This window comes from Pseudomonas sp. JDS08PS003 (assembly GCF_045013505.1).
In the GTDB taxonomy this organism is placed as follows: Bacteria; Pseudomonadota; Gammaproteobacteria; order Pseudomonadales; family Pseudomonadaceae; genus Aquipseudomonas; species Aquipseudomonas protegens_B.
Window position 1 is genome coordinate 799942 of the sequence record NZ_CP120724.1, and the last position, 15241, is coordinate 815182.

6 protein-coding genes are annotated in these 15241 nt (G+C 61.9%); 5 read left to right on the plus strand and 1 reads right to left on the minus strand.

Annotation, left to right across the window (positions count from 1 at the left end; genetic code table 11):
* Window positions 1–232: 232 nt before the first annotated feature.
* From P7C00_RS03605 to P7C00_RS03625, 5 genes are all read left to right on the plus strand, one after another.
* Window positions 233–1936 (plus strand): ShlB/FhaC/HecB family hemolysin secretion/activation protein, encoded by a 1704-nt coding sequence (locus P7C00_RS03605; protein WP_404938141.1) that lies wholly within the window; start codon window positions 233–235, stop codon window positions 1934–1936.
* Window positions 1937–1971: 35 nt separating this feature from the next.
* A complete protein-coding gene (locus tag P7C00_RS03610) occupies window positions 1972–11598 on the plus strand; it encodes a hemagglutinin repeat-containing protein (RefSeq protein WP_404938142.1) in 9627 nt (3208 codons plus the stop codon).
* Entirely contained in the window at window positions 11595–12422 is an 828-nt protein-coding gene (locus tag P7C00_RS03615; RefSeq protein ID WP_404938143.1) for a hypothetical protein, read from the plus strand. Before P7C00_RS03610 ends, P7C00_RS03615 begins: the two co-directional genes overlap by 4 nt.
* A 72-nt stretch (window positions 12423–12494) precedes the next feature.
* The gene (locus P7C00_RS03620) at window positions 12495–12956 is read left to right on the plus strand and encodes a hypothetical protein (RefSeq protein ID WP_404938144.1); all 462 of its coding nucleotides are present in this window, start codon (window positions 12495–12497) and stop codon (window positions 12954–12956) included.
* 313 nt (window positions 12957–13269) lie between these two features.
* Window positions 13270–14280, plus strand: a complete 1011-nt coding sequence (locus tag P7C00_RS03625) for a hypothetical protein (protein ID WP_346634597.1) — start codon at window positions 13270–13272, stop codon at window positions 14278–14280.
* Window positions 14281–14292: 12 nt separating this feature from the next.
* Here P7C00_RS03625 and P7C00_RS03630 read toward each other — a convergent pair whose 3' ends face one another.
* The gene (locus P7C00_RS03630; RefSeq protein ID WP_404938145.1) at window positions 14293–15201 is read right to left on the minus strand and encodes a hypothetical protein; all 909 of its coding nucleotides are present in this window, start codon (window positions 15199–15201) and stop codon (window positions 14293–14295) included.
* Between the last annotated feature and the right edge of the window lie 40 nt (window positions 15202–15241).

Below are 15241 nucleotides of genomic sequence, written 5' to 3' on the forward strand. Positions count from 1 at the left end.
TGGGACCAAGGTATCTGGGCGGGTACAGGGCCTTGGTTCGCATCGGTTTTACGGATTTAGAATCATAAAAACTATTTAATTTCAATGAGATAAATCTGAAAGTTACCGCTCGTCGCTTTTTTTTTATGTCATAAATTTTACATTTAAACTTTATCCCCTTCGAAAACAGGTGCTGGGATGCACTGCGCGGCCGCTCTGGTACCGGCGTCTGCGACTCAAGGGAATGGAAGGCATGTCGCGTTTTGGCTGTTGCAGGCCTGTAGTAGCGTTTTGTGCTTTATTTGGCTCGTTTGCCCTCAGCGCTGCGCCGCTGCAGACCCCGGGTGACCGTGATCTGATCCGCGATCGCCAGCAGCAATTGCTGCAAGACCAGCAGAAACGTCTGGACGAGCTCCAGCAGTTGCCTGGCAAGACCCTGCCCCCCGCTCCCGCCGAGCAACCTGGCGAGCAGCGCTGTTTCACCATCAAGACCGTGGTCCTCAAAGGCGCCGAACACCTCTCGGCGGCCGATCAGGAGCGCCTGGTGGCGCCCTATCGCGACCAGTGCCTGTCGGTGGCGCAGATCAACACCCTGCTCAAGGCCATTACCCACCACTACCTGCAACAGGGCTATGTCACCACCCGCGCCTATCTGCCTGCCCAGGAGCTGGCGTCGGGGCAATTGATCATCGTCATCGTCGAAGGTCGCCTGGAAAGCCTGGACAGCTCGGCGCTGGCCAGTTCCCGGGAGCTGGCCATGGCCTTTCCCGGCACCACCGGCGAAGTGCTCAACCTGCGGGAGCTGGAGCAGTTGGTGGACCAGCTCAGCCGCCTGCCTTCGCGCCAGGTCGAGTTGGAGCTGTCCCCGGGGGAGAAACTGGGTGACAGCCGTGTCGGGCTCAAGGGCCAGCGCTCGAAGCCGTGGCACGGGTCGGCAACCCGCAACAACAGCGGCGACAAAAGCACCGGCGAGCAGCAGATGGGCGTCGGCCTGGACTGGGATAGCCCCCTGGGGCTGGCGGACCAGTTGAGCCTGCGGGCCAACCAGGATGCGGTCAGCGATCGCTGGCGCCATTCCGACAACCAGAGCTTGTACTACAGCCTGCCCTGGGGTTGGTGGACCTTCAATTACTCCTACAGCCAGAGCTACTACCGCACCCGCAATGACAGCACCGGCTTCGACTTCAGCATGGACGGCGAGAGCAAGAACCAGCAACTGCGGGCCGAGCGGGTGCTGCACCGCGACAACCTGAGCAAGACCGGCATGAGCCTGGGGCTGAGCCACTTGCGCACACGCAACTACATCGACGACAACCTGATCGATGTTTCCAGCAACCGGATCACCGAAACCCAGCTGGGCTTCAACCACGGGCGGCGCATCGGCAATGCCCTGGTCAACGCCGACATCGGCTGGCAGCAGGGCGTCGGCGCCCTGGACGCCCAGGGCAGCGGCAATCCCCACGGCAGCGAGCCGGTATCGCGCTACAACAAGTACAGCCTGACCCTGAGCTACCTGCAGCCCTTTCGCCTGTGGAACGAGAACTTCAGTTTCGACAGCCTGGCCACCGGCCAGCGCAGCGAGGACGTGCTCTTCAGCCCCCAGCGCATCAGCCTTGGCGGGCTCAATTCGGTGCGTGGTTTCCAGGACCAGACCCTCTCCGGCAACAGCGGCGGCTACTGGCGCAACCAGCTGCGCTGGCGCCGTGCCGTGACTTGGCAGGCGCTGCAACCCTTTGTCCAGGAATGCGGCTTGGCCTTTGCCTATGACGTTGGGGTGATCAAGGCCGATCGCTACAACCATGACGCCAAGGGGCGCATGAGTGGCAACGCCATCGAACTCAACGCCCGTGGCCAGTACCTGGCCGCGTCAGTCAGCTTCGCGCGCTCCCTGGAGCGACCGGACATTATCGAGAAGCGAGAGCATCCGGTGTACTTCCGAGTAGACCTGTTCTTCTGACCCGACCCAAACGCTAGTGGATGGATGATTCGTATATGGACGTACGCAAGCCCTTTGCCCAATGCATTGCCCTGTCGTTGTCGGGGATCCTGTTTCTCAATCCGATCGTCAGTGTCGCCGCCGGCCTGACCCTGGACCCGGCCGCCGGGGGCAATGCCACCATCGGCGCGGCGGGCAACGGCGTACCCATTGTCAACATCAACGCGGCCAATGGCAGCGGCTTGTCCCACAACAAGTTCAGCGAATACAACGTCGGCAGCAACGGCCTGATCCTCAACAACGCCACCGGCTCGACCCAGAGCACCCAGCTGGGCGGCTACATCCTCGGCAACCCCAATCTCAAGGGGCAGGCGGCGCAGGTCATCCTCAACGAAGTCACCGGCAGCAATCGCAGCAAGCTGGCGGGGTACACCGAGGTGGCCGGGCAGGCCGCCCGGGTGATCGTCGCCAACCCCCATGGCATTACCTGCAACGGCTGCGGTTTCATCAACACCCCGCGCGCCACCCTGACCACCGGCAAGCCGATTATCGAGGGCCAGAAGCTCGATCGTTTCCAGGTCGATAGTGGCGACATCAGCATTGAAGGTGCCGGCCTCAACGCCAGCAATATCGATCAGTTCGACCTGATCACCCGCAGCACCAAGCTCAACGCCAACCTGTATGCCAAGAACCTCAACGTCATCACCGGGCGCAACGACGTCAAGGCCGATGACCTGAGCGTCACGGCCCGGGAAGCCGATGCCAGTGCCAAGCCGGAACTGGCCATCGACAGTGCGGCCCTGGGAGGCATGTACGCCGGGGCCATCCGCCTGGTGGGCACGGAGAAGGGCGTGGGCGTGAACATGTCGGGGGAGATGGCGGCCAGCACCGGCGACATCCAGATCGATGCCAACGGCAAGGTCACGGTGGCCGGCATGGGCGCCAATCAGGCGATCGCGATCAAGGCCCAGAGCATCGACCTCAAGGGCAAGGCTTATGCCGGGACCGAAGCGACCCTGCAGGCCAAGGAACAGATCGAGGTCCGCACCAGTCTGGCGGCGCGGGATCAGGTGCGGGTGGTGGACGCCGGGCAACTGGTCAACCACGGCATCATCGAGGCCGGGGTCAACAGCGACAACAGCCGCAACGATCAAGGCGTGGTCAAGCTGAACGCCGACAACCTGGAAAACCGCGGCGATGTGCTGGCCAGCCGCACTCTGCAACTGACCGCACGGCAGACGCTGAACAACCAGAACGGAGTGATCCAGGGGCCCAAGGTCGAGGTCAAGGCTGCACGCCTGATCAACCAGGGCGGGCAGGCCCGCGTGCTGGCGAACAATGAGCTGGTGCTCACCACCCCGGCCATCGCCAATCTGGGCGGCCTGATCCGCTTTGGCGACCAGCAGAACGCCACCCTGAGCCTGGACAGCCTGAACAACAATGGTGGGCGCCTGGAAGTGGCGGGTGCCGACCTGACCCTCAACGCTCGTGAGATCAGTAACCAGAAGGGCTCGATGATCGCCGACAAGGTGGCGATCAGCGCCGAGCGCTTGGACAACCAGCAGGGCCTGATCGGGTCCAGTCAGGGCAGCGCCACCTTCAAGATCAGCGAGCAGTTGAACAACAACGGCGGCCAGCTCCAGGCCCAGACCCTGCTGGAAACCCAGGGTGGGGAGTTGCTCAATCAGGGCGGCAAGCTGCTGGCGGACCAGATCAAAGTGACCGGCAAGCGCCTGGACAACAGCCAGAAGGGCCTGATCAGCGCCGAGCAGGGCGCGTTGCACGTGAGCCTCGATCAGGACCTGATCAATGCCGGTGGCAAGCTGCAGGCCACTTCGCTCCTGAACCTCAAGGCCGGCAGCGTGGACAACCGCGGCGGTACCCTGATCGCCCCGCAACTGACCCTCGACAGCGGCGGCAAGCTCGGCAACCAGGGCGGCACCCTCACCGCCGACGAACTGGAGCTGCATACCGCGGACATCGACAACCAGGGCGGCCTGCTGCAAGGCAAGAACAACCTGCTGCTGGACGCCCGGGACCTGGCGAACAACCAGGGTCAGGTCATCGGCAATGTGCTGACCGCCAACCTCGACAGCCTCAGCCAGAACCAGGCCGGGGTGTTGAGCGCCGAGACCGGCAAGCTCACGCTGACGGTCAAGCAGCACCTGAACAACGCCCTGGGCCACCTGCAGGCCAAGACGGGCGACGTGCAGATCGTCTCGGGCAGCCTGAACAACCAGGGCGGAGTCGTGGTGGGCAATCACTTGCTGCTGACCAACACCGGTCTGCTGGATAACCGTGGCGGGCAATTGGCCGGTGATCGGCTGACCGTCAGCACCCAACGTCTGGACAACCAGGCGTCGGGCCTGCTGGCGGCCGGCAGCGATGGCCTGCAGTTGACGTTGACGGCCGACGGCGTGGCAGCGGGGCAATTGCTCAACAGCCAGGGGCGCCTGCAAAGCGACGGGCATCTGCAGATCAACGGCGGTCAATTGAACAACAGTGGCGGTGTGCTGCTGGGCCGCAGCGTCGGGCTCGATGCCGCCGGTCTCGACAACAGTGCCAAGGGCGCGGTGGTGGCCAGCCAGGGTGGGCTGGATCTGAAGCTCAACCACGGCGCACTGAACAACAACGCCGGGGTCATCGACGCCGGTGAACAGGCGCTGCGAGTGACCCAGGGCGGGCAGTTGGACAACCTGGGCGGCACCCTCAAGGGCAAGCGTCTGGAGGTTGAGGGCGCAGCCCTGGATAACCGCCAGGGACAACTGCTGGCCGGCAGCGACGGTTTGAATCTGGTGGCCGGCGGCCTGAACAACGTTCAAGGGATGATCCTGGCCAAGGACAGCCACGGCGAAGTGGCGCTGGGCCAAGGCACCCTGGATAACCGTGGAGGCACCCTTCAGGGCGCGACCCTGGGGATCACCGCAGGGGCTGTGGATAACAGTGCCCTGAACGGCAAGTCCGGACTGATCAGCAGTCAGGCCGGAGCGCTCAAACTGGTGGTCGATCGCCTCACCAACCAGGCGGGCAAGCTCTACGCCAATGGCCTGCTCAGCAGCACCGGGCAGACCCTGGACAACCGCTTTGGCGGTGAAGTCAGCGCCCGGCAGCTAGATCTTAACGTTGCGGCCAACCTCTACAACCAGGGCGGGCTGGTGGAGTCGGGCAACTCACTGCTGCTGGTGGGCGGCAACCTGGACAACAGCGCCGGGGGCCGGGTGCGGGCGGTGGGTGGCGAGCAAAGCCGGATCACCCTGGGCGGCGGGCTGAACAACCAGGGCGGTACCCTGGCCCTGGGCTCCAGCGCCTTTGCCCTGAATGCCGGACAACTGAACAACATCGGCGGCGGTATCGAGCACGCCGGCGGCGGCCTGTTCAAGCTGGACCTGGGGGCGCTGTCCGGCTTCCAGGGACGGATCACCGGCCTGGGCCATGGCGACTGGGATGTCGCTGCCGTGGATCGCAGCGGCCTGATGCAACTCAACGGTACGCTGGACCTGAGCACCGGGAGCGACCTCAACCTGAGTGCCGGTGACCGCATCGCCAGCGCCAGCGGCCTGCGTGTGGGTGCGGCGACCCTGAACAACGCCGGGGAACTGGCCAGCGACGGTTACCTGACCCTGGACCTGGGGGGCAACCTGAACAACAGCGGACTGCTGTCATCCCGGGGCAAACTCACGGTGGGTGCTGGCGACCTCAACCAGTACGGCGGGCGCCTGGCCAGTGGCGGTGACACCGAACTCAACCTGCGCGGCACCCTGGACAACCTGGGACGCCTGATCGCCAGCCAGAACCTCTATGTGTCCGCAGCACAGATCAACAACCGCGGTACCCTCGGGGCCCTGGGGCAGATGCAACTGCGCTCCGGCAACGGCATCACCACCTCGGCCGACACCCTGATCTACAGCGGCGGCGACATGCTGCTGCGAGGCAACGGCCTGGCCAACAGCTACGGTGATATCTACAGCGCCGGCAACCTCAGCTTCGCCGCCCTCGACGGCGGCCGTGCGGTCCTGCTGAGCAACCGCTCCGGGACCATCGAAAGCCAGGGAGATATGAACCTCAATGTGGCGACCCTGGTCAACGCCATGGACAAATATGCCGTCAGTGAGAGCATTGCCCGGCGCAATATCACGATCAATTGCACCGACTGCTCAGGCAAGCACCACTCGGGGGTCTACACCGTCAACACCACCTATCAAAACACCATGGGCGAGCACTCCGCCGCCGCGCGACTGGTGTCCAACCGTGACCTGACCATCAATGCCGATACGGTGGAGAACCAGCTGAGCCTGATCGCCGCCAACCGTGATGCCTTTGTCACCGCCAACAACTTCTACAACCGCGGCCTGACCCTGGATCAGCGGGTCGAGGCCATCAACTACACATTGTCCTGGGTGAAAAAAAGCGCCTACCGTTTTGCCGAGCGTGAGACCAGGGCCTGGAACGCGCGCAACAGCGGACGTGCGCCGGACCAGCAAGACCCACTGCCGGCAGCGGTGCTGCAGTACCCGTCTTCGGTTGGCAGCAACGTGATCCTTCCAGGAACACAGACCGGCTATAGCGCCACCTTGCAGGCTGGAGAGCGTCTGCACCTGCAAGTCAGCGGCAACCTGGAAAACGGCACCCTGAGCGAGCAGGCCCGTGCCCAGCTCACCGGGCAGCAGTTGCAGAACAGCCTTGCCCAGGTGGGCGGGCAGGCCATCACCGTCAACGCGCAAAGCACCGCGGCTGCGGCGCAAGTGGCCAAGGACGTGCAGCGTATCGAGCGGGTCGCAGCGGATGGCACGACCCAAGTCAGCTTCGTGCCGGTGGACTTCTCCGGCGTGCCTTTCGCGGCTGTCGATCCCACTTCGTTGTCGAGCTACAGAGTTCCCCAGGGGGAATACGGCCTGTTCATCAAGAGTCAGAACCCTCAGGGTCGCTACCTGATCGAAACCAACCCGACCTTCACCGACCTCTCGCGCTTCATGAGCTCGGACTACATGCTCGGGCACTTGAACTACAACACCGACCAGACCTGGCGTCGCCTGGGCGACGGCCTGTATGAAACCCGCTTGATTCGCGACGCGGTATTGGCCCAGACCGGGCAGCGCTTCCTGGCTTCGGGGCTGACCAGCGACTATGACCAGTATCGTTACCTGATGGATAACGCCATCGCTTCCAAGGACCGCTTGAACCTCAGCGTCGGGGTGTCTCTCACACCCGCGCAAGTGGCTTCGTTGACCCATGACATCGTGTGGATGGAGACCCGCGAGGTACAGGGCGAGAAGGTTCTGGTACCGGTGCTTTACCTGGCCCAGGCCGAGACCCGCAACTTGCGCGGCGGCAGCCTGGTGCAGGGACGGGACATGACCCTGATCGCCGGTGGCGACCTGAGCAACGTCGGCACCCTGCGCGCCAGCAACGACTTGAGCGTCAATGCGGGTGGCAATCTGTACCAGGGCGGTTTGATCGAGGCCAACGAGCGCGTCAGCCTGATGGCCCAGGACAGTGTGCGCAATGCCCTGGCCGGGGAGATTCGCGGCAACCAGGTCAGCGTCTCGGCGATCAAGGGCGACATCCTCAATGACCGCACGGCGGTAGCTGTGGCCTATGGCGCAGGTACCCGGACCGTTCTTGACCAGGGAGGTCAGATCAGTGCGCGCCAGCAGCTTGATCTGAGTGCCGGACGCGACCTGACCAACAAGGGCCAGATCGCCAGTGGCGGTGATGCCAAGCTCAGCGCCGGTCGCGACATCGACCTGCTGGCGGTGCAGGACCATACCTTTACCCAGAACGCTATCCGTCGCGGCCTGGTGACCAATGACACGGTGCAGACCCTGGGCTCCAGCGTGACCACTGGCGGCAATCTCGAGCTCAAGGCCGGACGCGACCTGGCCGTGGTCGCGAGCAACGTCAGTGCCGGGCATGACCTGTCGCTGGGGGCGGAGCGCGATATGGTCATCGCCTCGGCCCAGGACGAACAGTCCTCGACTTTCTATCAGAAGAAGAAAGGCTCTTGGGGTAAAAGCAAAACCACCCGCAGCGCCGACTCCTCTACCACCAACGTGGCCTCGCAAATCAGCGCTGGGCACGACCTGATGGTCAACGTCAGCCAGGACAAGGACGGCCGCATCAGCCTCAACGGCGGGCGCGATGTCACCGTGGTCGGCAGCGAGCTCAAGGCCGGCAACGACCTGCTGGTGGGCGCCACCCGGGACGTTAGCCTGGTATCGGCCCAGGAGCAGCACGACAGCTCCTACAGCCAGAAAAAGAAAGGCAGCTTTGGCCTGAACAAAAGCGGCAAAAGCCGCACCTCCAGCAGCACCACCCAGGTGGGCAGCGAGCTGAGTGCCGGCAATGACGCGGTGGTGATCGCCGGGACCAACGTCAACCTTTCGGCCAGTTCCATCGAAGCCAAGCGCGATGCCGAAGTGCGCGCCGGGCTGATCGACAAGAACGGCGACATCAACCTGATGGACGCTGCCAACACTTCCAGCAGCCAGAGCGACAAGTACAAGAGCAAGGTGGGGCTTTCCAGTTCCGGCACCTTTATCTCCGTGGCTTCGTCGAAAAAATCGGGGCAGGAAAACCAGCAAAGCCAGAGTGTTGGCAGTGTGGTCAGCGGCGGGCGTGATGCGACCCTGCAATCGGCGCGAGACGTGAACCTGATTGGCAGTACCGTGGCTGCCGGGGGCGACTTGAATGTCGGCGCCGGACGCGACGTCAACATCCTGGCCGGGAGCAACAGCCAGGACCAGAGCAACTGGAAAAGCCAGAGCCGTACCGGGCTCTCCCTGGAAAGCGACCGTAATGGCCTGACCGCATTTCTCGGGCGCGAAGGGCTCAAGGACAAGTCGCGCAATGCCGAACAGACCGCGGCACCGAGCCTGCTGCTTGCCGGGCAGGATGTGACGATCAAGGCGGGGCGTGATCTGGCACAGGGCGGCTCTTCGGTGGATGCCGGACGGGATGTCAACCTGCAGGCCGGACGCAACATCATTCTCGACGCCGCGCGCGAAGAGAGTCTTGAGGAACGCAGCAAGAGTCGTGATCGCAACGGCTTGACCGTCAACGTCAGTCACAACTTCGGCAATACCATGGATGCCCTGAAAGGTACCGGCAAGGGGGATGACAACGTCAGCAAGGCTTCCAGCGTGCTGAGCACCATTGACTCGATCAACCAGTTCACCTCCGGGCCCACCGCCGCCACTCACTTGGGCTCGGCCAGCCAAACTAACAGCTCACGCACAGAGACCCAGTCCAACCGGCCTTCGACGTTCACCGCCGGGCGCGATATCAGCGCCATTGCCGGCAACGAACTGGTCTCCCGGGGTACACAGTTCGATGCCGGCCGTGACATCAATCTGCTGGGCAAGAACGTCACGCTGGACGTGGCCCATGGCGCAGTGAGCGGGGAAAGCAAGACCACCCGCAGCCAGGGTGGTATCAACGGCCAGAGCGGTGGCGGCAGTGCCCGAGCCGGCGTCGGTGGCAGCCGTGGGGAAGCCACCGAGAGCTTCAACCAGGGCACCAGCACGCCGACAGTGATGCTGGCCGGCCGGGATGTGAATCTCAAGGCTGAGAACAACCTGTCGCTGATCGGCACCCAGGTGCATACCGGCCGTGATATCGACCTGGCGGCAGGCAATAACCTGGAAATCCGTGCCGCGCAGAACGACTCCAGCAGCGACTCCAACCGCCGCAGTGGCGGTGGCGAAGTGGGCGTGGCGATAGGCGGCAAGGACTTCATATCGGTCTACGCCAGTGTCGACATGGGCAAGGGCAAGCTCGATCGGGAAGGGCTGCAACAACAGAACGCCCATCTCAACGCAGGCGAGCAACTGCGCTTCAGCAGCGGCAAGGACACGACCATCGCCGGAGCAACCTTGCGTGGCGACGAAGTCATCGGGCGAGTGGGCGGAGACCTGACTGTCTCCTCGGTACCGGACACCGGCAAGGTCAGCGGCAAGCAGTCAGACCTCAGTGTGACCGTGAGTATCGGCCTCGGCGGCGGTGGCAGTGTCAGCGGCTCGGCAGGTGTCGGCAAAACCACCGGCAAGACCAACTGGGTGCAGGAGCAGACCAGTGTTACCGGCAAGAGTGGCGTGGACATTCGCACCGAGGATCACACTCAGATCGATGGTGCGCTGATCGCCGCCGACAACGGCAAGCTCAAGCTGGACACCAACACCCTGGGCTTTCGGGATATCGCCGGCCAGGACAAGGAGCACAGTTACTACCTCAATGTTGGCGGCACTTTTGGCTGGAGCGGCGGTGATGGGGCCAAGTCCACTGGCGGCAAGGATGTGGCTTTCACCACCGACAAGAGCCTGGCGGGCAAGGGCACCAGCGGGACATCGGGGTGGAGTGTCAGTGGCTATGACTACCGCAAGGAGCGTGAGCAGGAAGTACGCGCCACCGTGGGCGCCGGGACCGTCACTGTACGCAACGACGCCAAGACTGGTGTGGACTCCACTGCGGGTTTGAATCGTGATGTGTCAGAGGCGTACACCATCACCAAGGACAAGGAGAAACGCACTGACCTGTATGTCAGCCAGTCTTCCCTTGAGGCGGTGGGTAGTCCAATCCAGACCCTGAACAAGTGGAAGAAGGGGATGGAGAACTATGGCAAGAACACCACTGCGCTGTTCGACCTGTTTGGTGACCTGGATGCCGAGAGTCGCAAACAGTTGGCCGACAACCCGTTGCTGGCGCCGTTGGCCTGGATACCGGCGCTGATGAATGGGGCGATGGACAAGGCCTCGGATTATACCTTCGGTACTTTCCCCGGGGTGGAGTCCAAAGGCGGTGCACTGGCGCAGGCACTTATCACCGTAATCCGCGGAGACGGGATACTTTTTGCGAAAACCACAGTTTACAAGACTGAAAATGGCCAGACCGTGATCAAGGATGGTAAGCCGATCGTTGATCCGGACAAGTCCTCCACAAGCCTGATCGAGGCCCTTGAAAAGTCAGGTGTCCTCACGATCAACGGGATTCAGAACTCGTTGGATGAGGGTGGTGTTAACGGTTCGATGCAGGGTGGTGTGACGGAATACGTGCACTTCTATAACCCGGCACATGGCCTGGTGGGGGATCTGATCGAGTCTCTTTGGGATGAGACTATCGGTTACATCATTCCTTCGGGTATCTCCCGTCAGTTGCATGATGTGATGGACGATGGAATCAAGAAGGGTTATGTCATCAGTCCTGTTGCCCACAGCCAGGGGGTGTTGATCCTGATGCAAGCAATGGGCGGATTGAATTTTCAGGTGAAGGATGACGCAGGAGGCATTGGTGGTGTGCAAGCGTCGGGTGGACCTGTGGGGGCCAAGGAGTTTTACGATGCGGCCATGAAAGCGGGCTTCGACGAGAGGGATATTGCCTTCCAGATCAACCGTCCTGAAGGTCAGACGGTGTTTTTTGGTTTGTTGCCCAAGACAGATACAGTGCCAGACTTGCTGGGTTTCAACTACAGGAACTCTGACAAACCAGTGAGCCTCTTTGTCGGATCTCTCTTTAGTCTCGGCTCACTCTTTGATCCACCCACCAGTGCACATTCCAACTACTTATGTGTGAACCAGAAAATCTGCGGCGGCACGACCAGCCCAGTGCAGACGGATTTCAAAAAGCAGAAGGATCTGTACATAGTGCCAACCCTGATCGATAAAAATGGTAGAGCGGAGCTCTTCAAGTGATTCTGAAGTGGCTGGCGGTCTCAACCAGTGTGCTGGTTTTGGTCGGCTGTATCGGCTCCTCGCAGGAGTATGACAACAAGACCATGCAAACCCGATTGCTGTGCAAGATCGGGACTGAGCGTGTGACCGTTAGCCCGCGTCTTTCCTATGATCTTCCGGCCCCATTTCGTAACGCGGCATGCCCTTCACTGGTGGCGGACTTCGTATATCGAAAAGAGTCGGGCTCGGTCTCGGTGACGATCCCTTCAGTGATCAACTACGGCAACGTGCAAGCCCATTCGACTTCCGCTTCAATGTCGATCAATAGCTATCTGGGCGGCACCTTGTTTTATCCAATGGACAAGTTCCTTGAGCCCCGGCTGGCTTACATGGCGCTACCCGGAACCCAACGCCCGCCAAACAGTGTGGAGAAGCGTCAGGTCCACGGCTTTGCCTGTTATCGGTTCTACCGCGTGAACGATTTGCCCGCGGTAGGCATACAAGGCGATGAAGTCGAGTACTGGTGCTGGGAGAAACAAAGTGGCCTGTCGATACCCTTTTATGTCAGTGCCAGCCAGAGTGGCAAAGTCGGTGAGCCAAGGGGCGATCTTGATCAACTCTATATCGAACCACTGTTTCGCAGTTTGACCATCCACCCTTTACCCGCTTCGACACTGGCCGACATTCGTGCAAAAAACGCAACCGCCTGCGCCTATGCCAAATCCCGGTTTGACCAGAATCTGCCCTGGGGTGATGACTATCCGGACAAGCGCCTGGCGTTGACCCGCCTACACTACTGCGGCTACGACGTGCCGCTGCCCGATCTCAAGGCGCCTTCACCTTGAACCTTCGGGCCTGTTCCAAGGGGAGGCGTTTGCTGCCAAGCCCGTCAGCCAACAGTGCATAAGGAGATGGAGATGAAAAGCTGGACATGGATTGCGATGCTGCTGGCCTTGGCTGGTTGTGCGGCGCAGCCGGTATCCAAGGACCATGACCAGGTCCTGTCTGAGGTCGCTGATGTGGTGCAGAGGGACAGCGGTGGCTCAGGTGAGCGTCAGGATCTGCAACTGCTTGTCACGCAGATCAACAGCCATGGGCAGCTTCCCGATCGTCTAGTGATTGTGGCCGGCGGGGGTGTTGAACGCTTCAATGTGCGTGACATGTTCGCCAAGGTTTCCCAAAGCCCCAACGGCAGGTTCCTGATGTTCGGGGCCAACCCGGCACTGGACAAGGCGATTGTCGGTGGCGCACTGAGTGATCAGCGCTTTCCTCGGGTCTGGCTGTTCTTTGTTGGCGAACCTGAGCAAGAGCAGGAGATGCGGAGCATCGTCGAAGCCGCGGGCATCAGGTATTCGTTTATCAGCAAATACAAAGAGTGAAAGTGTTTGGGTATATCTGCGGCGCTACAGGGATTGCCCTGGTCTGTGGTTGTCCGGGGGATCAGCGGCTGCACGGCGCCCTCTCTGGTTTACGAAAACCAGCGCCTGGACTCTCGCCTGCACTACTGCGGCTATGACGTGCCGCTGCCGGCCCCTTCAGCCCCGCTGCCTCAGGCCAGAACAGACTGAACCTTCGCCTGTCACAACACTCAAGTACCCTGTAAGCCCATGCCCTTGGGGCGCCTGCCACTATTCCTCCGGGGTGAAGGCTGGCAGACTGCCGGTCTTTTCCCGCTGTTTGTCTTGAGGCTATATGCCAGCGTTTTCACAGCGTCATCTGTTGTTCATCAGTTGGATCATCATCTTTGGCGGCCTGCTGCTGGCCTTGCCGTTGCGGCTGCTGCCGAGCCTGCTGGCGGGGCTGTTGGTGTTCGAGCTGGTCAATATGCTCACTCCACAACTGCAGCGGCTGATCGAGGGCCGGCGTGCGCGTTGGCTGGCGGTGGCGCTGCTTGGCACGTTGGTGGTCAGTCTGCTGACCCTGCTGTTCGCCGGGGCCATCAGTTTCCTGCTGCATGAAGCGGAGAATCCCGGCGCCTCGCTGGGCAAGTTCATGGTGGTGGTGGACAAGGCCCGTGGCCAATTGCCGCCGTTCCTCGATTCCTACCTGCCGGCCAGTGCCGCCGAGTTCCAGGCCGCCATCGGCGCCTGGGCCAGCAAGCACCTGAGCGAGTTGCAACTGGTGGGCAAGGACGCGGCGCACATGTTCGTGACCTTGCTCATCGGCATGGTCCTGGGGGCCATCATCGCCCTGCAGCGCATCCCCGACCTGACCAAGCGCAAGCCCCTGGCGGCGGCGCTGTTCGACCGCCTGCACCTGCTGGTCCAGGCGTTTCGCAACATCGTCTTCGCGCAGATCAAGATCTCCCTGCTCAACACCTTCTTCACCGGGGTCTTTCTGGCGCTGATCCTACCGCTGTTCGGGGTCAAGCTGCCGCTGACCAAGACCCTGATCGTGCTGACCTTCCTGCTGGGCCTGCTGCCGGTGATCGGCAACCTGATTTCCAACACCCTGATCACCATCGTCGGCCTGTCGCTGTCGATCTGGGTGGCGGTGGCGGCCCTGGGTTACCTGATCTTTATCCACAAGCTGGAATACTTCCTCAACGCGCGGATCGTTGGCGGGCAGATCAGTGCCAAGTCCTGGGAGCTGTTGCTGGCGATGCTGGTGTTCGAGGCGGCGTTCGGCCTGCCCGGGGTGGTGGCGGGGCCGATCTATTACGCCTATCTGAAGAGCGAGTTGAAGCTGGCGGGGCTGGTCTGAGTCCCGCCGGGCTCAATCGCGCCCGGCATCCTCATAGGTCACCGCCTGCAGGCGATCGATGCCTGAGCCGATATGGAAGGAGAACGGTCGGCCCAACTGTTCGATCTTCTTCGCGCATTCGCTGGTCCAGGTGTCCTGGCGGCTGTCGGCACTGAAATCGGCGGCCAGCATCTGCTCGCCCAGGTTGCCGATTTCAATCGACAATTGCAGCTTGGTGCGCAGCAGGTCGTTCGGGATCTGCTCTTCGCCCCACAGGCGAATCTCGCCTTTGCTCATGCTCTCGCGCAGTTGGGCATCCCTGACCTGCATCAGGGCCGGCAGGGTCTGTCTTCTAAAATTCTGAGTGCGGAAATTCAGGTAGACATGCTCCGGCGACTGCTTGGGGATCTGTTGCACGCTCAGCCCATTGAAGGGCAGCTCGCCGTTCAATTGTCCCTCGATGCCGCAGACGATCTGCACCGGAACCCCGCTCTGGTTGAACAGGCCTATTGCCCGGTCGAGATATTGGTAGCGCGCCGACAGCTGTACCTCGGGGGTGATGGCCAGCTCCAGGGGGATTGGCTGCGGGGTGGCCGCGCCGGGCTGGGCCTGGAGTGTCAGGTCGATGGCCATGCTGCTGGCCGCCCGGGCCTTGACGACCTGGTCAAACAGGTCGCGCAGGGCCGCCCGCTGCTCAGGACCCAATTCGCCGTCGAGGGCCAGATGGACCACCCGAGTGTCCTGCTCATCCAGTTCCAGCACGATCTGTTCAGGGTCGATACCGCGAGAGCCAATCGCCTCCCTCAGCAGGGTGCCGACCTTGGCATCTATCTGCTGGCCGCGATACCCCACCGGCTGCTCGAACTGCAGGGACATGAAATCTTCCTTGCAGCCGGTCAGCAGCAGGGCGGTCAGTAGGGGCAGCAGCTTGCACAGGTTCATCGTTGCGGTTCCTTGCGAAAATTTTCCCCATCCCTGGGGT

What these genes read in the sequence shown, in the direction of transcription:
- P7C00_RS03610 (WP_404938142.1), top strand. Translation starts at nt 1,972, where the DNA reads ATGGACGTACGCAAGCCCTTTGCCCAATGCATTGCCCTGTCGTTGTCG.
- P7C00_RS03620 (WP_404938144.1), top strand. Translation starts at nt 12,495, where the DNA reads ATGAAAAGCTGGACATGGATTGCGATGCTGCTGGCCTTGGCTGGTTGT.
- P7C00_RS03625 (WP_346634597.1), top strand. Translation starts at nt 13,270, where the DNA reads ATGCCAGCGTTTTCACAGCGTCATCTGTTGTTCATCAGTTGGATCATC.
- P7C00_RS03605 (WP_404938141.1), top strand. Translation starts at nt 233, where the DNA reads ATGTCGCGTTTTGGCTGTTGCAGGCCTGTAGTAGCGTTTTGTGCTTTA.
- P7C00_RS03630 (WP_404938145.1), bottom strand. Translation starts at nt 15,201, where the DNA reads ATGAACCTGTGCAAGCTGCTGCCCCTACTGACCGCCCTGCTGCTGACC.